At 62.3% G+C, this 24,856-nt stretch carries 18 protein-coding genes and 1 pseudogene; 12 read left to right on the forward strand and 7 right to left on the reverse strand.

Translation table 11 applies throughout. The features are described 5' to 3' along the window. Positions 1-109: 109 nt before the first annotated feature. Positions 110-1,744, forward strand: coding sequence for a methyl-accepting chemotaxis protein (locus AB5Y64_RS03090; protein ID WP_052815591.1), 1,635 nt, complete (start codon positions 110-112; stop codon positions 1,742-1,744). A 247-nt stretch (positions 1,745-1,991) separates the two neighbouring features. Next, the gene (locus tag AB5Y64_RS03095; protein ID WP_368203247.1) at positions 1,992-4,079 is read left to right on the forward strand and encodes a methyl-accepting chemotaxis protein; all 2,088 of its coding nucleotides are present in this window, start codon (positions 1,992-1,994) and stop codon (positions 4,077-4,079) included. Between the two features lie 189 nt (positions 4,080-4,268). On the opposite strand, the gene AB5Y64_RS03100 is transcribed toward AB5Y64_RS03095, so the two are convergent. Then, complete coding sequence (locus AB5Y64_RS03100) at positions 4,269-6,002, reverse strand: formate--tetrahydrofolate ligase (protein ID WP_368203250.1); 1,734 nt, start codon at positions 6,000-6,002, stop codon at positions 4,269-4,271. 66 nt (positions 6,003-6,068) lie between these two features. On the opposite strand from AB5Y64_RS03100, the gene AB5Y64_RS03105 reads away from it, so the two are divergent. After that, entirely contained in the window at positions 6,069-6,470 is a 402-nt protein-coding gene (locus AB5Y64_RS03105) for a hypothetical protein (RefSeq protein ID WP_010674174.1), read from the forward strand. 8 nt (positions 6,471-6,478) lie between these two features. On the opposite strand, the gene AB5Y64_RS03110 is transcribed toward AB5Y64_RS03105, so the two are convergent. Continuing rightward, positions 6,479-7,381, reverse strand: coding sequence for a LysR family transcriptional regulator (locus tag AB5Y64_RS03110; RefSeq protein ID WP_039038856.1), 903 nt, complete (start codon positions 7,379-7,381; stop codon positions 6,479-6,481). Between the two features lie 109 nt (positions 7,382-7,490). On the opposite strand from AB5Y64_RS03110, the gene AB5Y64_RS03115 reads away from it, so the two are divergent. From AB5Y64_RS03115 to AB5Y64_RS03130, 4 genes are all read left to right on the forward strand, one after another. Further along, positions 7,491-8,051: a YceI family protein gene (locus AB5Y64_RS03115; protein ID WP_102948221.1), complete on the forward strand. Its 561-nt coding sequence runs from the start codon at positions 7,491-7,493 to the stop codon at positions 8,049-8,051. Next, entirely contained in the window at positions 8,051-8,785 is a 735-nt protein-coding gene (locus AB5Y64_RS03120; protein WP_102948222.1) for a hypothetical protein, read from the forward strand. Before AB5Y64_RS03115 ends, AB5Y64_RS03120 begins: the two co-directional genes overlap by 1 nt. A 185-nt stretch (positions 8,786-8,970) precedes the next feature. Further along, positions 8,971-10,092, forward strand: coding sequence for an adenosylhomocysteinase (locus AB5Y64_RS03125; protein ID WP_368203252.1), 1,122 nt, complete (start codon positions 8,971-8,973; stop codon positions 10,090-10,092). Next, positions 10,089-10,400 (forward strand): SelT/SelW/SelH family protein, encoded by a 312-nt coding sequence (locus tag AB5Y64_RS03130; protein WP_010674179.1) that lies wholly within the window; start codon positions 10,089-10,091, stop codon positions 10,398-10,400. The genes AB5Y64_RS03125 and AB5Y64_RS03130 overlap by 4 nt, the downstream gene beginning before the upstream one ends. Before the next feature lie 63 nt (positions 10,401-10,463). Here the strand turns inward: AB5Y64_RS03130 and AB5Y64_RS03135 are convergent, their stop codons facing one another. Then, a complete protein-coding gene (locus AB5Y64_RS03135) occupies positions 10,464-12,188 on the reverse strand; it encodes a lysophospholipid acyltransferase family protein (protein WP_368203253.1) in 1,725 nt (574 codons plus the stop codon). A gap of 105 nt (positions 12,189-12,293) precedes the next feature. Further along, on the reverse strand, positions 12,294-13,520 hold the full coding sequence (pepT, locus tag AB5Y64_RS03140) for a peptidase T (RefSeq protein ID WP_368203255.1): 1,227 nt from the start codon (positions 13,518-13,520) through the stop codon (positions 12,294-12,296). Positions 13,521-14,545: 1,025 nt separating this feature from the next. Here pepT and speA point away from each other — a divergent pair. Both speA and AB5Y64_RS03150 read left to right on the forward strand, forming a co-directional pair. Further along, complete coding sequence (gene speA / locus AB5Y64_RS03145) at positions 14,546-16,447, forward strand: biosynthetic arginine decarboxylase (protein WP_041212753.1); 1,902 nt, start codon at positions 14,546-14,548, stop codon at positions 16,445-16,447. Positions 16,448-16,703: 256 nt separating this feature from the next. Next, positions 16,704-16,892: a hypothetical protein gene (locus AB5Y64_RS03150; protein WP_042017445.1), complete on the forward strand. Its 189-nt coding sequence runs from the start codon at positions 16,704-16,706 to the stop codon at positions 16,890-16,892. A gap of 45 nt (positions 16,893-16,937) precedes the next feature. Here AB5Y64_RS03150 and AB5Y64_RS03155 read toward each other — a convergent pair whose 3' ends face one another. Together AB5Y64_RS03155 and AB5Y64_RS03160 are read right to left on the reverse strand one after the other, a co-directional pair. Further along, positions 16,938-17,225, reverse strand: a complete 288-nt coding sequence (locus tag AB5Y64_RS03155) for a hypothetical protein (protein ID WP_041212754.1) — start codon at positions 17,223-17,225, stop codon at positions 16,938-16,940. Positions 17,226-17,389: 164 nt separating this feature from the next. Next, positions 17,390-19,498 (reverse strand): putative bifunctional diguanylate cyclase/phosphodiesterase, encoded by a 2,109-nt coding sequence (locus AB5Y64_RS03160; RefSeq protein WP_368203257.1) that lies wholly within the window; start codon positions 19,496-19,498, stop codon positions 17,390-17,392. A 449-nt stretch (positions 19,499-19,947) separates the two neighbouring features. On the opposite strand from AB5Y64_RS03160, the gene AB5Y64_RS03165 reads away from it, so the two are divergent. Continuing rightward, on the forward strand, positions 19,948-20,535 hold the full coding sequence (locus AB5Y64_RS03165; RefSeq protein ID WP_368203260.1) for a histidine phosphatase family protein: 588 nt from the start codon (positions 19,948-19,950) through the stop codon (positions 20,533-20,535). Positions 20,536-20,583: 48 nt separating this feature from the next. Here the strand turns inward: AB5Y64_RS03165 and AB5Y64_RS03170 are convergent, their stop codons facing one another. Beyond that, on the reverse strand, positions 20,584-23,727 hold the full coding sequence (locus tag AB5Y64_RS03170; RefSeq protein WP_113725551.1) for a DUF3427 domain-containing protein: 3,144 nt from the start codon (positions 23,725-23,727) through the stop codon (positions 20,584-20,586). A 153-nt stretch (positions 23,728-23,880) separates the two neighbouring features. On the opposite strand from AB5Y64_RS03170, the gene AB5Y64_RS03175 reads away from it, so the two are divergent. Together AB5Y64_RS03175 and AB5Y64_RS03180 are read left to right on the forward strand one after the other, a co-directional pair. Further along, the gene (locus tag AB5Y64_RS03175) at positions 23,881-24,348 is read left to right on the forward strand and encodes a hypothetical protein (RefSeq protein WP_368203262.1); all 468 of its coding nucleotides are present in this window, start codon (positions 23,881-23,883) and stop codon (positions 24,346-24,348) included. Positions 24,349-24,458: 110 nt separating this feature from the next. Then, a pseudogene (locus tag AB5Y64_RS03180) lies at positions 24,459-24,767 on the forward strand (VOC family protein); the annotation flags it as partial. Positions 24,768-24,856: the final 89 nt, after the last annotated feature.

Genomic DNA, 24,856 nt, shown 5'->3' on the forward strand with positions numbered 1-24,856 from the left:
AGGCCGCCCGATGAAGCAGGAACCCGGTACTGCGCGAGCAGCTATCACCCAGTAATGGGGATCCCCCTCCTGTGACGCGAAGCGCTAAGGTGGGGAGGATGTCAAGACGATAGGCAAAAAACTTACCGCCGGCTTTGCCGTACTCGGCCTGATGATGGCCTTTATCGGCGGCTTCTCGCTGTTTGAATTCAGCAAGATGAACCGCGCCGCCATCGGCTTTACCGACAGTATCCTGCCCGCCGTCGTGCGCACCAGCACCCTCGGCGAGACCATCAATGCCCTGCGCCGCTACGAACTGGATGTCTTCCTGGTGGCGGACGATGCCCAGCAGAAGGCCCGCTATCGCAACGAGAGCGAGAAGAGCCTGCAAGAGGCTGCGCGCCAGATAGTGGCCCACGATGGCACCATCTGGGCGGAGGATCGGGAGGAGCGCCGCGCCTTTGACATCGTCAAGGCGGACTGGGAGCGATATGTCGCCCTGCACCAGCGCATCCGGCAGATGCAGGACTCGGGACAGATGGCCGAAGCCCGGCACCTCTTCATGGGGGAGGGGGTCACCCTCTACACCACCCTGAGCAAGTCGGTGGGGGATCTCATTCGCATCAACCACGGCTACTCCGTGGGCTCCCGCGCCGAGGTGATCGCCGCCTTTGACAGCGCCAAGCTGAGTGTGACCCTGGCCCTGGTGATCGGCCTGGCCCTGGTTGTCGCCCTCTCCGTGGTGCTGACCCGCCAGATCCGTGACCCGCTCATCATGCTGGCCCGTCAGGCCCAGCGCATTGCGAGCGGCGATCTCGGTCGGGGCGAGCTGCAGGAGTGGATCCGCGGCAACCGCTTCAACCGCGACGAGCTGGGCCAGCTGGGGTCGGCCATCGACCGGATGCAGGGGGCTCTGGCGGAGCTGGTGAGTGAAATCTCCGGTTCGGTGAGTCAGCTCAGCAGCGCGGTAGAGGAGGTGAGCGCTATCTCCGAGCAGTCCGCCGAAGGCATGGCAAGCCAGCAGGGAGAGGTCTCTCAGGTCGCCACCGCCATGAACGAGATGCAGTCCACCGTCAATGAGGTGTCTCGCAACACCACGGACGCCATGGGGGCGGCCAAGCAGGCTTCCCGCACCTCCACCCAGGGCAACCAGGTGGTGCGCAGCGCCATCGGCAGCATAGAGCAGGTTTCCCGCCAGATAGAGCAGGCCGGGAGCGTGGTGCAGCAACTTGAGACCGACAGCGCCAGCATCAGCATGGTGCTGGACGTGATTCGCGGCATCGCCGAGCAGACCAACCTGCTGGCCCTCAACGCGGCCATCGAAGCGGCCCGGGCCGGCGAGCAGGGGCGTGGCTTTGCGGTGGTGGCAGACGAGGTGCGCAGTCTGGCCCAGCGCACCCAGGCGTCCACCGCCGAAATCAGCAAGATGATCGAGGTGTTGCAGGAGCGTACCGCCGAGGCGGGCAGCGCCATGCAACTGAGCCGTCAGCAGATGCAGGAGAGCGTGGAGCTGGCGCGGGAGGCGGGGAGCAGCATCGACAGCATCAACGGTGCCGTCACCCAGATCACCGACATGAACACCCTGATCGCCACCGCCACCGAGCAGCAGAACGCGGTCACCGAGGAGCTCAATCGCAGCATCGTCAAGATCCACACCGCCGCCGACGAGAATGCCCAGGGGGTGCAGCAGACCGCCCAGGCCTGCGTCGAGCTGAGCAGGCTGGCCACCTCGCTGCACCATATGACCCAGCGCTTCACCCTCTGAGTCTTGCTGTCACCCGGCACAGCGCAGAAGGCCCCGCCAATCGGCGGGGCCTTGTTGTTTGTCATCGCCCCCCCTGTGCCCGTTTCAACCGGCCCGCCTGCCCCGTCACCTACCGGATGGGGGGATGACAGGCCGGATGTTCGAATTCGCTCACAAATCGGCGATTAATTTCATGCGGGGCCGTTTACGACCTGTTTGCGAGCCCGTAGAATGCCTCTGTTTTGGCTCAAGAGACCCACCATCCGCCATGTTCCGTTCCATCAAGTATCAAGTCATGTTCTTTGCGGGTTGCATCCTGCTGACCACCGTCCTCAGCGTGGTGGGTTACAGCTATGTTTCCCTGGCCAGCATGCAGGAGAAGATCCAGCAGGAGAGCCACGACGCGGCCCGCCAGCAGGCCAGGCAGTGGCTGCTGACCCTGGTGGATGGTCAGGCGAGCGAGGTGGCACGCTCCTTCGAACTGGCGCTGGATGCGGCCGAAACCCTGGCGGCACTGCTGGCGGGCAATGTCCATCAGTCCGAGCCTCTCGATCGGGACGAGGTCACGGCCCTGCTCAAGGACATAGGGGATCGCAACCCGGATTTCCTCAGCATCTACAGTGGCTGGGAGGCGGATCGTTTCGACGGTCAGGATGCGCTCCATACCGGTGATGGCCGGCATAGCCAGGCATCGGGCAACTTCGCCCCCTACTGGAGCCGCGGCCCGGCCGGTTTTGACCTCAAACCCCTGGGGGATTTCTACAGCAAGACGCCGAGCGCGACCGGGATCCGGGCCTCCGAGTGGTATCTCTGTCCGCAGGAGAGCAAGGCAAGCTGCGCCGTCGACCCCTCCGTCTACCAGGTCAACGGTCAGCCCACCCTGCTCACCTCCTTCGTGGTGCCTGTGCTGAACGGGGATCAATACCTCGGAATGGTGGGCATCGACTACTCCCTTAACTACCTGCAACGGCTGGCCGCTGACATCAGCCGACGGGTGTTCGACGGGCAGGGCAGGGTGCGCATCATCAGCCCCATGGGCATCATCGCCGCCGACTCCCGCGATGGCGACGGGGTAGGGCAGCGCTTGCAGGATCCATCCTTGCTGGCTCAGTTGCAACGTGGCGAGAGGGGCAGCGATGAGCACGCCGATGGCTTGAGGGTCTTCGCACCCATCAGCCTCAACAAGGTCACACAGGCCTGGGGGATCGCCATCGAGGTGCCGGGCAGCGCCCTCTATGCCGAGTACGAGCGGATGGCGCAGGCCCGTGCCGAGGCCTTTGGCAAGGGGGTCTGGACCCAGCTGATGGTGGGCATCCTGGTGGCGGGTATCGGTCTGGTCGGGCTCGCTTTCGCGGCAGGGTCCATCTCCCGGCCGGTGCAGGAGACGGCTCGCATGGTGGCGCGTCTCTCCAGCGCCGGAGGGGATCTGACCCAGCGGCTGACCCAGCACCGGCGCGATGAGACCGGGGTGCTGGCGGAGGGGATAAACCAGTTCGTCGCGACCGTGCAGGGCATAGTGACCGACACCGCCACCAGCGTGCACGAGTTGCAGCAGGCGGCGGTGAACTCGGCCAGGCAGGCCCAGCAGGGGCTGGCGAACAGCCATCACCAGCTGCAGCAGGTCGAGCTGGTGGCCACGGCCATCCATGAAATGTCATCAACCGCAGACTCCGTCTCCAGCAGCGCCCAGATCACGGCCCAGGCGGTGGATGAGACCCGTCATGCGGTGCACAAGGGTCAGCAGGTGGTGAGCGCCTCTGCCAACGGCATCCGCCAGTTGAGTGCCCAGGTCAGCGAGGTGTCGGACAGGATAACCGCCTTGCAGCAGCAGGGGGTGCAGATTGGCAGCATCCTGGATGTGATCCGGACCATCTCTGAGCAGACCAACCTGCTGGCGCTAAACGCAGCCATCGAGGCGGCACGGGCCGGTGAACATGGTCGCGGTTTCGCCGTGGTGGCCGACGAGGTGCGTACCCTGGCATCCAAGACCCGGGCCTCGACCCAGGAGATCCAGCTGATGATAGACAGGCTGCGGGATACCACGCGCGCCGCGGTCGACACCATGACAGAGGGACGCCAGTTGAGCAGCCTGGCGCTGCGTGATGCCGAGCAGGCGGTAAGCGAGCTGGCGACCATAGTGCAGGCCGCCGACCGTATCCAGGACATGGCGACCCAGATTGCGAGCGCCGCCGAGCAGCAATCTAAGGTGAGCGAGGAGATTAACCAGAACGTCAGCAACATCCACGAGCTGGCGAGCGCCTCCACCCGGGTGGCCCGGGAGCAGGATGCCCAGAGCCGGCAGATGCACGGGTTGACCGAGACGGTCATGAGCAAGCTGGGGCGCTTCCACTACTGATGGCGTTCTGATACGCACAACAAGGCCCCGCCAATCGGTGGGGCCTTGTTGTTGATGGCGGGTGTGTTGATGTCAGAGTCGATTAGCGCCGCGTCATCGGCCGATGGCAGACTGCTTGCCCGATCATGTGGCGCAACCGGACTATCTCGCCGTCAGGCGCTCAGGGAGGGCAGGCTGCCAGCCTGCACGTCAGCTCAGGCCGACGATGTCGCCGTCATCGTCGATGTCGATATGGCGATAGGCCGGCAGACTGCCCAGGCCTGGCATGGTCATGATGGGGCCTGCCAGGGCATAGACGAAGCCTGCCCCCGCGCAGAGTTTCACCTCCTCGATGGGCACCTCGAAGTCCGTCGGCACGCCCTTCCTGGCCGGGTCATGGCTGATGGAGAGCGGCGTCTTGGCCATGCAGACGGGCAGGTGATCCTGGCCCTCTGCCGAGAGTCTGGCCAGTTGCTGGCGCGCCTTGTCCGAGAGGGTGACGCCCCGGCCACCATAGCCGCACTCCACCAGGGTGGCGAGCTTGGCGGCAAGGCTCATCTCATCGGGGTAGAGCAGCCTGACCTCACTGGGCTGCTTGCAGGCCGCCACCACGGCGTGAGCCAGATCCGCCGCACCCGCGCCACCGTCAGTGAAGGCCCGGGAGAGGGCGACGCCACAGGCACCGGCCTGGCGCGCCGCCTCCTCCAGCAGGGCCAGCTCGGCATCGCTGTCGGTGGGGAAGCGGTTGATGGCGACCACCACGGGCACCCCGTAACGGCGGGCGTTGTGAATATGCCAGGCGAGGTTGGCGCACCCCGCTGTCAGGGTGGGCAGATCTTCCCCTTGCAGGCTGGCCGGCAGCGGCTGGCCCGGCCGGATGTCGAGCAGGCCGCTGTTGGCCTTGAGGCCGCGCACCGTGGCCACCAGCACCACGCAGGCGGGGGGAAGGCCGGATTGGCGATACTTGATGTTGAAGAACTTCTCCAGCCCCATGTCGGAGCCAAAACCCGCCTCGGTCACCACATAGTCGGCAAGACCCAGCGCCATGCGATCGGCGATGACGGAGGAGTTGCCGTGGGCGATGTTGGCAAAGGGGCCGGCGTGGACCAGCACAGGGGTCTGCTCCGTGGTCTGCATCAGGGTGGGCTTGAGGGCGTCTTTGAGCAGCACCGTCATGGCCCCCGCCACTTCCAGCTGCTCGGCGGTGATGGGCTTGCCGCGCAGGTCGAGGGCGAGCTGGATGCGGCCGATACGCGCGCGCAAGTCCTTGAGATCCCTGGCTAGGGCCAGAATGGCCATCAGCTCGGAGGCGGCGGTGATGACGAAGCGATCGGGGCGCTCGACACCATCGGCAGCGCCGCCCTGGCCGAGGGTGAGGTGGCGAAGCGCCCGGTCGTTCATGTCCAGGGTGCGGGGCCAGAGGATGTTGGCCGGGTCGATATCGAGCCGCGCCAGGCCGGTTCTGGTGCTGAACTGGTCACCGAGTTTGCGTTCATGGAACAGGCGGGCATCCAGGGCGGCAGAGGCCAGGTTGTGGGCGGCGGTGAGGGCGTGAAAATCCCCGGTGAGGTGCAGGTTCATCTCCTCCATCGGCACCATCTGGGCCATGCCGCCCCCGGCAGCGCCCCCCTTGACCCCGAAGACGGGGCCGAGGCTCGGCTGGCGAATGGTGGCGATGCTGGGCTGGCCGATGTGGTTGAGCCCCATGGAGAGGCCGATCGTGGTGACCGTCTTGCCCTCCCCAAGGGGGGTGGGCGTGATGGCGCTCACCAGCACCAGCTTGCCGGGCTCGCGGGCGGGGGCGTGATGGAGCAGCGCGAGGTCGAGTTTGCCCTTGTAATGGCCGTGGGGGTGGAGATGGGCGGCCGCTATGCCGAGCTGTGCTGCCACCTCGGCGATGGGCAGGCGGGGGGACTGGCGGGAGATCTCGATATCGCTTAGCATCAGCACCTCGTTGGCATGTAAGGTCAAATATGCGGCGAAGTCTAGAGGAATCAACAGGGTAATCCAATGAGCAATACTATTTTATCCGGCAGTCGTGAGCCCCATCAAAGCCCCATCCTGCTGGATCTCAACGCCCTCTATCACCCGCCCAAACGGCCCCTCACCGCCCTTGGCATCGTCAGCGCCTTCATTCCGCTTTTTGGTTACGGCTGGCAGGCGATGACCCAGGATCCCGAGACCCACTTTCGCCACGAGCTCGGCAAGCGCATCAACAAGCACAAGAGCGACGAGGCGAACCTCGCCCTGATGATGCAGTTGGCGGCTATGCTGGATTGCCACTGCCTGCACGTCACCCTGCCCTATGCGCTGGGGGAGGCCGAGCTCGCCGCCTTGCGCCAGCGTCTGCCACGCTGGCAGATGAGCCAGCAGGATCACCTGCTGGTGGCCGAGCTGATGCCCACCCCCTGAGCCCGGGCTCAGGTCTCCCTGTCCCAGTAGTGGGGCGCCAGATAGCGCTCCTGCACGAATTCGATGAAGCAGCGCACCTTGGCCGACACGAAACGGCGGTGCGGATAGAGGGCATAGAGCCCCACCTGTCCCTTCTCCCACTCCAGCAACAAGGGGACCAGCGCCCCCGAGCGCAGCGCATCCCCCACGATGAAGGTGGGCTGCAAGATGATGCCCTGGTGGTCGCAGGCGGCCCGGGTCAGGGCCACCCCGTTGTTGGCGCGAAGTGGCCCCTGGGGACGGATGCTGTGCTCCTCCCCATCCCGTTTGAAGACCCAGTCCGGCTGGGTCAGGGTGTAGATGAGGCAGTCGTGCTGCTTGAGATCCTCCGGGGTCTTCGGCCTGCCCCGGCGGGCCAGGTAGTCGGGGCTGGCGCACACCACCATCTTCATCATGGCGAGCGGCTTGGCCACCAGGGAGGAGTCCGGCAGGTTGCCGATGCGCAGGGCCAGATCGAACCCCTCCTCCACCAGGGCCACCCGCCGGTCGCTGTACTCAATCTCGAGCTTCAAGTCCGGGTAGCGCTCGCGAAACAGCGGCAGGGCGGGGGAGAGGTGCAGGTAGCCGAAATCCATGGGCACCGAGAGCTTGAGGGTGCCCTGGGGCTGCTGGTTGTTGTGGGTGAGCTGGCTGTGGGTCTCTTCCAGCTCCGCCAGCAGGGCCAGGGAGCGCTGGTAGTAGAACTGGCCCGCCTCGGTGGGATTGACCTGGCGGGTGGTGCGCGACAGCAGCCGGGTGGAGAGGGACTCCTCGAGCTGCTGCATCAGCTTGGAGGTCATGGCGACCGAGATCCCGAGCTGATGGGCGGCCTTGGTGAAGCTCTGGCACTCCACCACCTTGATGAAGGTGCGCATGGCGGCTATCTGATCCATATTCCACTCTCGGTTGATAATTATTTTAATAAATCGATGATTATCTATTCTCGATAGGAGGTTAGCATTTTGTTCACCGTTGTGAACCCTCAATGAAGGAACGATCGGAATGAAAATGACCAAGGCTCTGCTGGCCTCTTGCCTGTTTATGGCGGCTCCCCTGATGGCTGCCGATTACGATGTCGATGCAGCGCACACCACAGTCCAGTTCAAGGTGGGCCACCTCGGCTTCTCCGAACTGGTCGGCCGGTTCAACACCTTCAGTGGCACCTTCAGCATGGACGACGCCAACCCGGCGGCGGCCAAGGCGAACTTCGAAATCGATGCCGCCAGCGTGGATTCCAACCACGAGGCCCGCGACAAGCACCTGCGCAGCCCCGACTTCCTGGACGTGAAGCAGTACCCCAAGATGACCTTCGTCAGCACCAGCTATGAAGGCACCAAGGACAAAGGCGTGCTCAAGGGCACCCTGACCCTGCACGGCGTGTCCAAGGACGTGGCCTTCGACCTGGTCCACATCGGCGAAGGCAAGGATCCCTGGGGCGGCTACCGCAGCGGCTTCAACGCCACCACCACCATCAAGCGCAGCGACTTTGGCGTGAACTACATGGTGCCGAACATCCCTGACGAGATGACCATCAACCTGTTCGTTGAAGGCGTGCGCAAGTAATGGGCGCAGCACTCCTGCTTCAAACCCTGGCGGCTCCTTTAGGGGCCGCTTTGCTGTCGTGGCGCTGGCCGCGGCTGGGCTATCTGTGGGGCGCCCTGGGGATCTGGCTGGTGGGCTGCCTGCTGGGCGGTGCCTATGGCCTGCCGGTCAAGGCGTGGCAGTGGCTGCCGTTGACCCTGCTGGTGCCCGCCCTGACCCAGGGTACCAGCAAGGGGGTCGCCCTCGTGCTGTTCGGGGGGCTGGGCGCCCTGGTGTGGTGGCAGGGGCTGGCCTCCGTGCTGGCGAGCGAGCCCGGGATCTGGCTGGCCCTGCTGCCCGCCATCCTCTGGTCTGGCTGGACGAACTGGCGTGGTGACAGCGAGGAGGGGCTCGGCTTCGCCCTGGCCTTCATCTGGCTGGCGCTGGTCATCGGCATCGATGGCAGCCTGCTCATCGCCCAGCTGACGGGGGCTTTGGCCGCGTTTGCCGGATTCCGTGCCCTGCTCGGCGCCTTTGCAGGGGTCAAGGTGACCCCGGCTGCCCTGGGGCTTTCACTCGCCTTCGTGCAGATGCTCGCCTGGCAGTACGTGGAAGTGCCCCTGCTGGTGCTGCTGCCGGTCTGGCTGTTGCCGCTGCTGGAACGTGCCCTGCACGGGCGCCCGGGACTCTCTCGCTGGGGGGTCTTGATCCTGGTGGCGGCCGTCGGTGCCGGAGTGAGTCTGTGGTGGGTATGGCCAGAGGCGTCACTTTACTGATTTCTGCATGAAAAACAGGCTATTACCTTAGAAATTGATGGGCTTGTCAAAGTCTGGACAGATAAAGATTGAGACCCATGGTGCTTTCGGATAAAAAGGATTTTCAATTATCTGGATACACACAGAACCCGGCTATGCCGGGTTCTGTTTGCCTGCTTTCCCGCGGCACGCTAAGGAGGCCACAGTTGCACAGTCAGGGATCTGAGCATCTGTTTTTTCGCCATTTCACCGAACAGGGATGTCTTGGGGATCTCTGCATCCTGCTGGTGACCCACCTGCTTCCCGACAGACCCGACTTCATCCAGGTGCTCGATCGGGTGGGCCGGGTCGGTGCCATCCTGCCCAAACCCAAGTCCGTGCACGGGCCGACGCTGGCCTGGGCTCAGCAGCACTACCCCGTGCTGCCCCTCAATCGCCACTGGACCTCGGATCCCGGTGAGGTGATCGCCCAGATTGCCCCCCTGGTGATGTCTCACGAGCGGCTCATCATCCTCGACATCGGCGGCTACTTCGCCAAGAGCCAGGCGGTACTGGCCGAGCACTTTGGCGCCCGCTTCATCGGGGTGGTGGAGATGACCGAGAACGGCCATCAGCGGTATGAGCAGGAGTCCCTGGTGACCCCCGTCATCTCGGTGGCCCGCAGCCCCCTCAAGCAGGCGGAAGATATCCAGATCGGCCTGAGCGTGGTCTACTCCGCGGAGTCCCTCGCACGTACCCTGAGGCGTACCTTCAATGTCTGCCAGGCCGCCCTGTTCGGCTATGGCAAGGTGGGGCGCAGCATCGCCCGGGAACTGCGCTGTCGCAACCTGCATCTGGAGCTGGTGGAGACGGATGCCCTGCGCCAGGTGGAGGCGCTCTCCCACGGCTTCAAGCTGGTGAACAAGGCCGAAGCCCTGGGCCGCGCCGAGCTGGTGATCTGCTCCACCGGCAACGGCTCCCTCGACATCACCGATCTGCAGGCCCTGCGCCCCGGCGCCATGCTGGCCTCGGTCACCTCCGCCGACGACGAATTCGCCTTCAGCCTCGCCCAGCTGCCCTGGCCGAGCGAGGAGGTGTGTCCCCATGTGCTGGCCCTGACCCGGCCGGACGGCAGCACCATCTTTTTGCTCAACCGGGGGGAGGCGGTCAACTTCGTCCACGGCGCCGTCATCGGCGAATATGTCTACCTGGTGCTGGCGGAGATCATCGAAGGGGTGCACCAACTGGCCCATCAGGCATCCTCCCCGGGCCTTCACGAACTGCCCCAGGCCACCATGCAGCGCATCGCTCGCCACTGGTTGACCGATTTTCACGGAGTCACCCCATGACAGACACCCATTTGCCCCTCGCGAAACCGCGCATCGAAATCCGTTACTGCACCCTCTGCCGCTGGATGCTGCGAGCCGCCTGGCTCGCCCAGGAGCTGCTCTCCACCTTCGACGGCGAACTGGGAGAGGTGGCCCTGGTGCCCGCCAGCAAGGGGGAGTTTCGCATCCTGGTGGACGGGGTGCTGGTGTGGGACAGGGTGGCCGACGAGGGCTTCCCCGAGGCCAAGGAGATCAAGCAGCGGGTGCGGGATGTCATCGCCCCGGAGCGGGATCTCGGCCATGCGGATCGCAAACCCGCAGCCGAGTAGGCGGCATCACCCATGATGTGAAAGAGGGAGGCGCAGGCCTCCCTCTTTCGTTGCAGCGCCCGGTCAACGGTCGCCAGATGTGGCCAGCGCTTCCCCGGCGGGGAGGCCGATATAGCGGGCCCGCTTGTGGGGCTTGATGCGGCTCACGTCCACCCACACCAGGCCGTCGATGCAGTGGTTGAAGTCCGGGTCGATGCCAAAGTCCATGAACTGCACGCCCCCCGGCTCGCACAGCTCGGCGTACTGCTTGTAGAGGGTGGGAATGGCGCAGCCCAGGTTGTCGAGCCCGGCCTTGAGCACCTTGAGGTCGTCCCCGTAATCGCGCCCCTCGAACAGCGTCGGCGTGGCGGGATAGGGGCGGCGGGAAGGGGCGAGGGCAAGGGTGGGGGCGAAGTGCTGGCGATAGAAGCTCACCAGCAGATCCTTGGCCGCCGGCGGCAGGCTGCCGGAGAGGGTGACGGGCCCGAACAGGTAGCGGTATTGGGGATAGCGGGCCAGATAGGCCCCGATGCCGAACCAGAGGTAATCGAGCCCCCGCTTGCCCCAGTAGGCGGGCTGGATGAAGCTGCGGCCAAGCTCGATGGCCTGTTCCAGCCGGGGCAGCAGCTTCTCTTCGAAGCCGAACAGGGTGTGGCTGTAGAGGCCATCCAGTCCCTTGCTGGCCAGCCGTTCGGCCACCGGGGCGAAACGGTAAGCGCCGATGATGTCGAGGCGGGCGGGATCCCAGAGGATGAGATGGTGATAGTCATCGTCGAAGGCATCGAGATCCCGCCGCTTGCCCGAGCCTTCCCCCACCGCCCGAAAGGCAATCTCCCGCAGGCGCCCCAGCTCACGCAGGATCACCGAGTGGCTCTGCTCGTGGCGGCGATAGAGCAGGATGCGCTGGCCGTCCGGGGTCTGGCCGAGCAGCTCGCACCCGTCGATGGCCTGTTTCAGCAGGCGGCGATCCTCCGGCAGGGCGATGGGGGCCTCGGTCTGCAACCGTCCCGCCTTGCCCCGAGCGATTCGGTAGAGGTGGCCGCGCACCAGCCGGGCCGCCGTCTTGGCCGGCAGCTCCTGAAAACTGGCGAGGGGAATGCGCGCCCCTATGGTCACCGGCAGCGTCTGCCCCTGCTGGCGAAACAGTTGGCGTACCAGCAGCAGGGCGGAGGCGGGCTTGTTGAGCCAGGAGGCGAGATAGAACCAGAGGCTGTTGCGCCCTCCCAGGTGAATGGGCACCAGGGGCGTTCGGCTGCGCTGGGCCAGCTTGATGAAGCCGGCCTGCCAGGGGCCATCCTTCACCCCCTTGGGGCCGAGGCGGGAGACCTCGCCTGCGGGGAAGATAACCAGGGCCCCGTCGGCGACGAGGTGTTCATTCATGGCGAGGATGGCCTGCCTGTTGGTCTTGCCCCCCAGGTTGTCCACCGGCAGCAGCAAAGGGCGCAGCGGCGCGAGCTGGGCCAGCACCTGGTTGGCCACTATCTTGACGTCGGGGCGGATGCGCCCGATGAGGCGCAGCAGGGCCAGTCCGTCCAGGGAGCCGATGGGGTGGTTGGCGACAAGAATGACCCGGCCGCTGGCGGGAATGTGCTCGAGCTCGGCCTCGCTCACCCGGTAGTCGAAGTGGAGCTCGGTGAGGGCCTGCTCGACGAAGTCCAGACCGCGCAGGTGGGGATGGCGCATGGCAAAGCGGGTGAAGGCCTCCTCGTGCAGCAACCAGCTCAGCCCCTGCCTCATCAGGGGACGGAGGAGGGGCTGGCTGGCGAGGTGGGGCAGGTGCTGCCCCAGCAGGGTATCGACGTCGAACATGGGCAAGGCTCCGCTGAACTTTGCCCCAGCTTGACGCCCCTGCGTGCCTTTCGTGTGTCGGTTGGGTGACGGTTTGATGACGGGGCGAGCCCCGTCCTTGCTCCCTTACTCTGCCCGCCAGGCAGAGGTGAGGCGCACCAGCGCCACCAGGGTGGCGACCGCTTTTTCCATGGATTGCAGGGGGATGAACTCGTGCTTGCCGTGGAAGTTGTGGCCGCCGGTGAACAGGTTCGGGCAGGGCAGCCCCATGAAGGAGAGCCGGGCGCCGTCGGTGCCGCCGCGAATGGGTTTGATCTTGGGCACCACGTCGGCGGCCTCCATGGCGGCTTTGGCCAGCTCGACGATGTGGGGATGGGGCGCTATCTGGCTGCGCATGTTGCGGTAGTTGTCCGCTATCTCCAGGGTGATGCGCGCCCTGGGGGCGTCCAGCTGCAGGGAGGCGACCCGCTCCTTGAGCTGGGCCTTGCGGGCGGCGAAGCAGTCATCGTCGAAGTCGCGGATGAGGTAGTGCAGGGTGGTCTCCTCCACCGAGCCCTCCATCCGGGCCAGGTGGAAGAAGCCCTCATACCCCTGGGTGCACTCCGGAGTCTGCTCGGCGGGCATGGCGGCATGGAAGCGGGCGGCCAGGGTCTGGCTGTTGATCATGCTGCCCTTGGCGGTGCCGGGGTGGACGTTGTTGCCTGTGATGCGCACCGTGGCACTGGCGGCGTTGAAGTTCTCGCATTCGAGCTCGCCGAGCTCGCCGCCATCCACCGTGTAGGCCCACTTGGCCGGGAAGCGCTCCAGCGGGAAACGGTCGGTACCGCGCCCTATCTCCTCGTCCGGAGTAAAGCCGACCCAGACATCGCCACGGGGGATCTCGGGGTGAGCCTGCAGGTATTCCACGGCGGTGAGGATCTCGGCGATGCCCGCCTTGTCGTCGGCCCCCAGCAGGGTGGTGCCGTCGGTGGTGATGAGATCCTGCCCCAGGTAGTTTTTCAGAAAGCGGTACTGGCGGATGGTCAGCACCTCGTCCCCCTTGCCAAGGCAGATATCGCCCCCCTGATAGTGCTCGACTATCTGGGGAACGACGCACTCGGCCTCGTAATCGGCGGTGTCCATGTGGGCGATGAGCCCGATGGCGGGGGCATCCGGCTGGTTGCCCGGCAGGCAGGCGGTGAGGTAGCCATGCTCGTCCAGGGTGACCTGGCTCAGCCCCATCTGCGTCATTTCGTCGCACAGGGCCCGGGCGAAGAGGCGCTGTCCCTCGCTGCTGGGGCAGGCAGGATTGGTCGCATCGGAACGGGTATGAAAGGTGAGGTAGTGGAGAAAGCGCGAAAGCAGGGTGTTCATGGGCAAGCCTCGGGTCACGAAAGAGGAGTCATTGTGGCCAAGACGGCGGCGCCGCTTATTGCGTCAGCGCAGTTTTTGATGACTTTGTGGGGGAGAGGAGGGCCATCGAAGGGGAGGGGCAGGGATCATAGCGCGGCAGTTTGCATAAAAATTCCAAAATAAAAACTGGTTAAGCAATTGCGAAAAAGCTGAATTTCCCCTCGGCCCAGCGCTGGCAAGGGGTGACCCAAAAAGCGTGACGTGTTGGTTATTTTCATCACCTCGCCCACGCACTCCCATCCCCCGCCATCCCAGAGCCCGCCTTGCTGGCAGCGAGATTTTGCCCCCTGATGAAAACCCGTTTTTTAACACGATTTTTTATTGTCACTGGCTGCGGTAAGTGTGTACACTCCGCGCCGATCCGAGGGCAACCCTGCGCAGGCCGTGTCCGCCAGACCCGCAGGATCATGACGCCTATAGGGCGAGGCACGCAGAAACGACAGACACTGCTGGGGAATGGTTTCTTTAATACCGGTTAGGCTCCGGTATCAGGGAGAACAACGGACTCTCATCTTTCAGCTGACCGAGTGGGCTTCGGGCTCATCATCTCCCTTGTCATGGGCGGTCACTGGCGTTGAGCGGGTCGTAGTGGTTGTCGTCCATCAACACGATGCGTGCTGACGTCTTCCCTTCTCTTCCTTGAAACCCTCTCCTGTCCGTCGGGATGGCTGCCGAATGATGAACAAACGGCGTGGCTGATGCCGATTGTCATCAAAGTACCGCGGTACGCCGGCAAGGTGTTACCGCATACCGTTGAGCTTGATGTAAAGCCACCAGCCCCACATCAAGACTCGTTACTTCCCAAGATCCACCAGGCAGCCTTGGCTTGCCGCGATGTGCAATGAACAGGATGTGGCGGAGCATGCTCCGTTGCGGGTCCAACGTCAGCAGGCCGCTCTGGCTTGCCGCATTTTGCAATCAATGGTCTGGATGTGATTGAGGGTAACGAAGGCGGCCCACGGCCGCTCATTTGCGAGGCATAGCCCATGACTAACTGGTCCAGCAAGGACTCCTTGAAGGTCTACAACGTTCCCTACTGGGGTGCGGGTTTTTTCAATATCAATGACGCCGGTCATGTGACCGTCTCTCCCGACAAGTCTCGCCCCGAGGCTCAGATCGTGCTGTCCGAGGCCATCGAGCAACTGCGCCAGTCCGGGCTGACCACGCCGGTGTTGCTGCGTTTCCCCGACATCCTCAAGAGCCGGGTCGATGCGCTGTTCAACGCCTTCGGTCAGGCCATCGAAAAGTCAGGCTATGAAGGGGATTACCTGTGCGTTTACCCGATCAAGGTAAACCAGCAGCGCCGCGTCATCGAGACCATCAGTCAGTCCTACAGCGACAAGCCGAGGCTTGGGCTGGAAGCGGGCTCCAAGCCCGAGTTGCTGGCCGTGCTGTCCCATCATCATGAGCAAGGGTCCGTGATCGTCTGCAACGGTTACAAGGACCGCGAATACATCCGCCACGCCCTCCTGGGCAACCTGATGGGCCACAAGGTCTACATCGTGGTGGAGAAGCCCTCCGAGCTGGAAATGGTGCTCGACGAGTCAGCTCGTCTCAACATCAAGCCCAACATCGGGGTGCGCGCCCGTCTGGCGTCCACCGGCTCCGGCATGTGGGAATCGAGCGGCGGTTCCATGTCCAAGTTCGGTCTCTCCGCCTCCCAGATCCTGGCGCTGGTGGAGCGTCTGCGCAGCCTCGGCAAGCTGGACTGCCTGCAACTGCTGCACTTCCACCTGGGCTCCCAGATCGCCAACATCCGCGACATCCAGGGCGGCATCCGCGAGTGCGGCCGCTTCTACGCCGAGCTGTGCCGTCTTGGCGCCAAGGTCGAGGTGGTGGACGTGGGCGGCGGCCTGGGTGTGGACTACGAGGGCACCCGTTCCCAGAGCCACTGCTCCGCGAACTACAGCCTCTCCGAGTACGCCAACAACGTGGTCTGGGGCATCGGCGATGTGTGCCGCGAGTTCGACCTGCCGCACCCGACCATCATCAGCGAGTCCGGCCGTGCCCTGACTGCACACCACGCCGTGCTGGTCACCAACATCATTGGTGCCGAAGGGGTGGAGGTGAACGACATCAGCGCCCCGGACGAAGACGCGCCCACCATCTTGCAGAACATGTGGAAAGGCTGGCTGGACCTGCGCGGGGAAGATCCCTCCCTGCTGGAGATCTTCCACGACTCCGTGGCGGATCTCGGTGACGTCAACGCCCAGTACACCATGGGCCTCTTGAACCTTGAGCAACGCGCCTGGGCCGAGATGCTGCACCAGAACACCTGTCTGGCGCTCAAGGAGCTGCTGAACCCAGTCAACCGCAACCACCGCGCCCTGGCCGACGAGCTCTCCGAGAAACTGGCGGACAAGTGCTTTGCCAACTTCTCCCTGTTCCAGTCCCTGCCGGATGCCTGGGGTATCGGTCAGGTGTTCCCGGTGATGCCGCTGGCCGGCCTCGAGCGTCCGCTCACCCGCCGCGGCATCCTGATGGACATCACCTGTGACTCCGACGGTCAGGTGGAGCACTACGTCGACGGTCTGGGGGTGGAAAGCACCCTGCCGATGCCGGTCTACGGTGAAGACGAAGAGTGCCATGTCGGCTTCTTCCTGGTGGGTGCCTATCAGGAGATCCTGGGGGATCTGCACAACCTGTTCGGTGACACCCACTGCGCGGAAGTGTGGCTGGATGAAGAAGGCAAGATGGACATCCGCAACGTGGTGCGTGGCGACACCGTCGACCAGCTGCTGCGTTACGTCAACATCGACCCGTCCGTGATCCGCGAGAACTACCAGCGCATCGTCTCCCACCCGGCGCTGGACGACGAGACCCGCAAGGCCCTGCTCGACGAGCTGGAGCTGGGTCTGCAAGGCTACGCCTACCTGGAAGACGAATAAGCCAGCGGCTTGTTCCCCGTCGGTCAAATGACGGACATGAAAAACGGCGCCTTCGGGCGCCGTTTTTGTTGCGCTGTTGCCAGGCTGGAGCCGGTTGGCGGGCTCGGTCATCCAGGCTGGCGGCATCCCGCCCCGGCCAGATCCGGCCACTGCCCGCTTTTGCCCGCCACCTCCCTTGATCCAGGTCAAGGGGGACTTAGGTCCCTTATTTTACGGTCAAGGGTGAGGTTGGTGAATGACACATAAGGATGTGCGTATGGAACTCAAGAGGGACCCGAGATGCTATACCGACGTCTGTATCGACGGTAAGTGGTATCACTACGATCACTGCAGCACTCACGTTTATATGCTGATGGGGGGCGCCGCCCCCAGCCTGCAGCTTGCCCATGAACCCGGCAGTGAAGAGGAGCTGGTGGCGATGCTCCGTCAGCACCCTCAACGCTGACTGCCTGCGGGCCATCGGGGGTATCGTCCCGGCGGCCCGCCTTGCTCAGCCCGCCTTTCGGCCCAGGATCTTCTTGCCCATCTCCAGCAAGGCCGTTGCCGCCGCATAGGCCTCGTCTGACTTGCCTATCTCGTCCGCCACGTAGAGAAAACCGGATCTGTACTTCTCCACCGCCTCGCGGGGAGTGGCCGCGTCGATGAAATCCTCTTCCACCTCGAACCCTTGCGTCAGCAGCGCCTCCTTCTCCGTGAGGAAAGTGGGGGAGGCCATGTCGACATAGGTATATTGCTGACGGCGGGAGGCGGGGACGCTGAAGAACTGGTATCTGGCCATGGATGTGGCTCCTCTGAACGGGTGATCTGCCATGGGGGTCGCTCGATGCACTCGGCAAGATAAAGGAGCATTCGAGTCTTGCAGCAGACTACCTTGAGTCGTGAAGGGACGCAATCGGGCTGGTGATGACCCTGGCGACATGGGCGCAGCGCCTCACCTGCTTGTCAGACAAGCACATCTTCCAGCACCCGTTGGGGAGTCTCGGGAGCGCAGTGGACAAGCAGTTGCTCCCCGGTCATGGGGCGTCCGAGCAGGTAGCCCTGCAAGGTGTCGCAGCCCAGCTCGGTCAGCAGGTCGCGCTGCTCCGGGGTTTCCACCCCCTCTGCCACGATGCGCATCTCCAGGGCCTGACCCAGGGCGATGATGGCGGCGATGATGGTGGCATCATCGCCCCCCCGCTCCAGGGTAGTGACAAAGCCCCGGTCAATCTTGAGCTCGTTGGCGGGGAAGCGCTTGAGGTAGAGCAGGCTGGAGTAGCCGGTGCCGAAGTCGTCGATGGAGATGCCAAGGCCGAGCTCGGCCAGGCGGTTGAGGATGGCGAGGCTCTCCTCGGCCTTCTGCATGGCGGTGGATTCGGTGATCTCCAGGGTCAGGTGACGGGCCTCGAGCCGATGGCGGGCCAGAGCGCCCTGCACCTCCTCCAGCAACCCGGGGCTGGCGAGCTGAATGGTGGAGAGATTGACCGCCACGCTCCAGTCGTGATGACCCGCCGCCCGCCAGGCGCTCATCTGGCGGCACGCCTCGTCGATGACCCAGTTGCCGATGGGGATGATGAGCCTGCTCTTCTCCGCCAGCGGCAGGAAGCTGGCCGGCGAGACGGCACCATGCTCCGGGTGCTGCCAGCGCAGCAGGGCCTCGGCTCCGACCACCTGGCCGCTGCGGGCACAGTATTTGGGCTGGTAGTGCAGGGCCAGCTCCCCCCGCTCCAGGGCGTGTTGCAGCTCCTTGTGCAGCAGGAACTGCTGGTGGGCGTTGGCGTTCATGGCGCTGTCGAAGTAGTAGTAGTCGTTGCGCCCCTGTTCCTTGGCGTAATACATGGCGGCATCGGCGTTGAGGGTCAGCTCGTGCAGGCTGGTGCCATCCTGGGGATAGACGGCAATGCCGATGCTGGCGGTGATGTGCAGGCTGTGGTGCTCCCACTCATAGGGCTGGGCCAGGGTGGCCAGCAGCCGCTCGGCGAAGGCCGTGGTCTGGCTCACATCCCCCGGCGCCAGGGCCAGCACGAACTCGTCCCCGCCAAAGCGCGAGGCGGTGTCGCTGGCTCCGAGCAGGCCGGTGATGCGCTGGGCCACCTCGGCCAGCAGCAGATCCCCGGTGTGGTGGCCGTGGGCATCGTTGATGATCTTGAAGCCGTCGAGATCGAGAAACAGCAGGGAGAAGCTGCGCTGGCTGTGCTGGCACTCCTGGATGCGCTGCTCCAGGCGGTCGGCAAACAGCAGCCGGTTCGGCAGCCGGGTCAGGCTGTCATGGAGCGCCAGCTTGAGCAGCTCGTCGTGGGCCTGATGCAGGGAGGTGGAGAGCCTGGCGGCGTGGGCATCCAGCATGGAGAGCACGAAGGCGATGGCGAACACCGCCAGGGTCACTATGATGACCACGGTTGCCAGCCACTGGGTATTGAGACCGGTGTAGAGGGCCCCGCACAGGCTCTCTGCGGGGAACTGGGCCGCCGCCATGCCGGTGTAGTGCATGCCGATGATGGCCGCACCCATCACCAGGGAGGCGAGGGCCTTGCTGAAGAAGGCGCGGGGCGAGCTGTTGCGCAGGCGAAACGCTATCCAGAGCGCGGCACCCGAGGCGAATACCGCGATGAGGATGGAGAGGATGAAGAGCCCAGGCAGGTAGTGGATGCCGGGCGCTATCTTCATGGCCGCCATGCCGATGTAGTGCATGGTGGCGATGCCGGCCCCCATCAGCACGGCCCCGAACAGGATCTGGTGCCAGGGGAGCTGGGGACGACTCACCAGCCAGAGCGCAAAAGCCGAGGAGCCGATGGCCGCCACCAGGGAGAGACCGGTGAGGGTCAGATCGTATCCCAGCGCGATGGGCAGGTTGAAGGCGAGCATGCCGATAAAATGCATGGACCAGATGCCGAGCCCCATGGCGAAGGCTCCCCCCGCTAGCCAGAGCACGGCGGCCCGTCCCCGGCTCTGGCTCACCCGGCTGGTCATGGTCAGCGCCGTGTAGGAGGCGAGCACCGCCACCAGGATGGAGAAGAACACCAGATCCTGGCTGTAATAACTGTCGAGCATGGGGTGGGTTGGGGTCACGTTCATTTACTCTGGGGTACATCAGGGCCTGAGCCTGGGCCGGGTCAGGGGAAATCGGGTGGCAGATTGTACACCAGGCGTCCCTGTCGTGAGCCAGAGATACGTACCAAAATGGCCCCCGGATCAGAGCAAAAACTCTGTCTTTTCTGGCATTGGCCGCCATCCTGTGACCGATAAACCGGCACATCCCCATTTTATCCCGTCTGAACAACAAGATAGGGGGGGCATGGGGCGCTTGCCACGGTGCGCCGGGCCCGTGGCGAAGGCGTGTGGTATGCGCACAAGGCGCCTGTGCGATAAAGTCGCGCAGCCCCTGTTGCCCTTTCACGTATAGCCGTATGCCATGCGCTCAAGGAGTCAGCACAAGCCTGCATCCTCCGGGTCTTGGTTGACCCGGTACATCTGTTATCATCTTCCCCCTGTTTTCTTATCTCGTTGACTCTGCTGGAGAAACCATGTCTCGAACCCTCTATTTGCTGCGCCATGGCCAGACCCGTTACAACGCCGAATTGCGGTTGCAGGGGCGTTGCAACTCCGAGCTGACCCCCAGGGGAGAAGCCCAGGCCCTCGCCATGGGGGACCGTCTGGCCAAGCTCCTGACCGAGCCCACCGACTGGACGATCTACGCCAGCCCCCTCGGCCGGGCACGGCAGACGGCGGAGCGGGTGTGTCAGCAGCTTGGCTTGGACCAGGAGCGCATCATCTGGGACGAGCGGCTGGTGGAGCTGGGGATGGGGGAGTGGGAGGGTTGCCGGGTGCCCGAGCTGCTGGCGGCCCACCCCGAGCTGGATCTGGAGGAGCCGGACTGGTATCTGCAGGCCCCCCATGGCGAGAGTTTTGAGAGCATTCAGCGCCGGGCCCGGCAATGGCTTGAGGACGAGCAGATTGCCGAGCAGGCCATCGTGGTTTCTCACGGTCTCTTTGGCGCCATGCTGCGCGGCGCCTATGTGGATCTGGACTACACCACCACCTGGCTGCAGGAGCTGCCGCAGGATGCCTTCTTCAAACTGAGCGGTGGCCGCATCGAGCGGATTGCCTGCTGACCACACGAAGGCGGCCCGCCGTGGGTGGGCCTTGTTGTGATGGGTCGCTCAGCCAACTGCCAATTTGGCCGCTTCTTTCCACATAAAAGGCGGCATCGGAGTAGTGAGACGCCATTTAATGTTCATCGGTTGGCTACCGCTGTGGGAGATGTACTCCACCTCACCGAAGTTCACAAAGCCAAGGGTGCGGCCAAATTCATCTTTGCTCTGCTCACGAACGAACAGAAACACGCGCTTACCCTCTGCCCTGTGGTTTATGTAACTCAGCCCCTTACCTCGCTCTGGGCGAGCGCTGTTTTGGCTCTGCCAATGGAACAGTGACTCATTAATGGCGTAGTCGTGATAACGGGTGGTGGGGGAGAAGTGCTGCTCCGTTTTGTTCAAGGTCACGAACAGCAACTCGATATTGTGCTCTGCGATGACATACACCCCTTCGCGAGCCGTGGGTTGCTGCGCGAAGGTGGTCGCGCCAAAGCCAACCAGCACCTGCTCTCTGGCATAGCGAGCATGCAGTTGTAGTGGATTGCCGGGAAGATCTGGCATGGCTCTTTGTTCGTGCTGCACCCGGTTGATCAGCATGGGCAACAGATCTGCCAGCTCGGCCCTTAACTCTGGTTGATTGAGTTGTTTCAGGCTGTGCGCCAAGGAGCTAAAGCCTGCGTTGGGGCCGCTTTGTTGCCAGAAGTCGTAATGGCACATCAAGGCCATCAGCTCATCGTGCTCAGCCGTTAAGGTAAAGGCGCTTTCCACCAAGGTTTGTAAGAAGTTCAAGTAATGGAGCGCATCGCAGCCCAATAGCCGGGTTTTGATGGCCCGGGTGTAGAGGGTCGACAGCTTCTCATCGCTCATTTCAGAAACGGTATGGTTGTGGGCCTGTTTGACCAAGGCGCTCCAATTGCCGCGCTTGTAGATCTCCTCAAGGCTGATATGAGGGTAGAACTTCAGAAAATTCGCCAGTGTCAGCGGTAAATCGCAATCCTGTGAGAAACGGCGGATCAGGCCCATGAGGCGCGATGTATTGAGAGTCGCCTTTTTGATATTGCTCAGAATTAACTCTTGGGTCTGTTTTGAGAGCTCGATACGGCAGCCCAAGGGGGCGTGAGGGAAGCCCTGTTTGATCTCGTGGCTAATCGCTTTATTGGTTTTACCCACCAGTGCCCGGAATTTCTGGGCAAAGTCATACTCCGCACGGGCATTCCCAACAAAGTCCAATACGGTGCAGCACTCTTTATCGCTCGCCAGTCGCAGTCCGCGCCCCAATTGCTGCAAGAAGATGGTGAGGCTTTCCGTTGGTCGTAAAAACAGCAAGGTATCGACTTCCGGGATATCAACCCCTTCGTTGAAGATGTCCACCACGCAGAGAATATTGATAACGCCGGTACGCAAATCTTGTTGCTTACGATGCCGCTCGTCTCGGTTATCGCTGGTGAGGATGTCAGCCTTGATGCCCTTCCATAAAAATGCCTTGCACATAAAGTCGGCATGTTCACGGCTCACACAAAATGCCAGTGCTTTGATCTTGGTAATATCGGTGACGATCTCATTGAGGCTCTGGACTATCTTCTGTACCCGCTGCTGATTGTAGGTATAGATATTGGTGAGCTCAGTGATGTCATAACGGCCATTTTTCCAAGTCACTTGGCGCAAGTCAGTATCATCATCGATACCAAAATATTGGAATGGACAGAGATGGCGACGATTGATGGCCTCGGGCAAGCGGATTTCTGCTGCGATGACACCACAAAAGTCGGCAAGAATATCACCGCCATCATGGCGCTCTGGCGTTGCGGTTAATCCCAACAGAATCTGAGGTTCAAAGGCGGCGAGCAGACCGCGATAACTGGCCGCCGCAATATGGTGAACCTCATCAATGACGATGTAATCGAAATAGTCTTGGCTAAGACGTAAATTAGCCAGCTGGTTATGAAAGGATTGCACCGAGGCAAACAGCTGACGGTAGTGGGTTGGCACGGCGCCGCCGACCAAGAGTTCGCCAAAATTGGATTGCTTGAGCACTCCGCGGTACGAGGCTAATGCTTGGCGTAAGATCTCCTCTTTGTGGGCGACAAACAGAAACTTGGCATCGGGTTTGGTTTTCAAAAAACGCGCAAAATCAAAGGCGGAGATCAGAGTTTTCCCTGTACCGGTAGCCGCTACCACCAAGTTACGAAAGCGCTGGTGTAAAGCGCGCTCCATCGCCAATTGTTCAAGGATCTCCAGTTGATGGGGAAACGGCGTGATATCAAAGAAATAGGCAGGGTTATTTCTGTCCCCATCCCCACGGGCCTCTTGCAGTGCATGCTGCAATTTTGTACGGCTTTCGAGCTTGCCATCAAACAGCTCAAAATCATCGGATTCCCAATAGGTTTCAAAGGCACTCAGGGATTTCTCGATAATATGAGGGATCTCTTGTGAGGTGATTTTTAGGTTCCACTCCAAGCCACTGGTGAGGGCAGAATGAGAGAGATTGGAGGAACCTATATAGCCGGTATGAAAGCCGGTATTTCGGCAAAAGAGATAGCTCTTGGCATGCAACCGCTCGCGCTGGGTGTTATAGCTGAGTTTGACTTCGGTATTTGGGAGGCTGGCTAAAAATTCAACTGCCTTAGCGTCGGTCGCCCCCATATAAGAGGTAGTAATTACTTTTAATTGGCGGCCGCTGCGAGTGAACTCTTCCAGCTCATGACGGAAAATACGGATACCTGCCCACTTGATAAATGATACCAGCCAGCAGATGCTATCTGCCGATAATATCTCCCGTTTAATCTCTGACTCCATCGACAAACCCGCATTGCTGCCGCAGAACAGCTCACTTTGCGTTAGACCGGTCAGAGGAAAAATATCTTCGGCATATTGCTTTAAATTGGCAGAGATGGGGTTATCTAACTGGTAGAGCGCGGTCAGTATTTTTCCCTGACTGTCGATAAGGTTCTCGCCAATAAAGTCTGGGTCTTGTATGCGATCTTTTAGCCAAAGCAATAACTGGTTAGCCAGCTCAATCTGCCGTTGTAATGGGTCATCGCCAGTGACCGAGCCTACTGCATATTCCAACACACGAGTTAGGAATCGTGATAACCAGACTGCGGCCTCCGCAGACTCCAGTTGTCGTTCCCCGATGTAGAAATGCGATCGATCTAGTCTTGATGCCAACAGTTGTGTGATGAGTTGTTCATAAATACCACATTGCTGCATGGTGACTGACCTTGAATCTTGTGCATAAGGGGAGTAGGCAGGGTATCATTTTTTTTAGCTAAATCAGTAAGCTGTTATCTAATTTTGCCCATTTGAAGATCTATCTAGCCATGGGCGGCGAAGATAGAGAAGGCGAACCACAGGGAGGTGGTGATGGATCCAATATCTTATCTTTTTTCGGCTTATCTCAATCTGGTGCAGCAACAGGTGACGGATATCTATGGCACCGAGCTAAAAACGCTGGTAGTGCCCTATGAGGGAGAGCAGGTTCCCTTCTCTTTCCAGCTCTGGCAGATAAAACAGCAAAGTGTCTGCCGTCCCTACGAGCAAGATATGCGGCGCTTCAGTCAGTGCACGGTCAAGGCGCAGGCACTGTTTGGCAAACTGTGCGATGACCTGACACGGCAAGACGACAGCAGTTGGCAGCTTCCCAAGTACCGCACCATGTACTGCTCGGCCGCCATCGGCTATCGCCCCATGATTGCGGAGATCGCCGATGCCCAGCCGAGCCCGAGTAAGCTCGCGGAGCGGGCCTGCAATCAGGCCATTCTGGCGGCCATGGGCAGTGATGACGAAACCCTGCTGGCCCAGCGTGACAAGGCGTGTGCCGCCGTGCGTTAAGGTATTTCCCTAGTCAAAATAAGTGGTTAGCCCCCCTGTGCACCATGCCACAGTTTCTATTGAGGCGGGTGGGTATGATGGTGCGGCAATCACCATGACAGGGAGAGACCATGATCAGCCATATCGACCATCTGGTATTGACGGTCAGCGACATTGAGCGGGCGGTGGGGTTTTACAGCCGCGCCTTCAAGATGGAGCCCATCACCTTCGGGGCAGGCCGCCGGGCGCTGCGTTTTGGCAACCAGAAGATCAATTTGCAGTTGCTGGGGGAGGAGGCGCGCAACCGGGCGCAGGTGGGGTCGGGGGATCTCTGCCTCATCACCCGCTGGCCCCTGGATCAGGTGATGGCCCAGCTGGCGAGCCAGGGGGTCGAGATAGTGGAGGGGCCTGTGATGAAAAGCGGTGCCTGTGGTCCCATCTTAAATGCGAAAGGGGACTCCCTCCGACGTAGGTGGGAGGGGAATTTCGCCGGGGCGTCAGCCCCGCTGGTTTTGAATGTATTGCTTGA

Origin of the sequence: Aeromonas sp. R5-1 (assembly GCF_040908265.1) — a bacterium.
GTDB classification, from domain to species: Bacteria; Pseudomonadota; Gammaproteobacteria; order Enterobacterales; family Aeromonadaceae; genus Aeromonas; species Aeromonas caviae.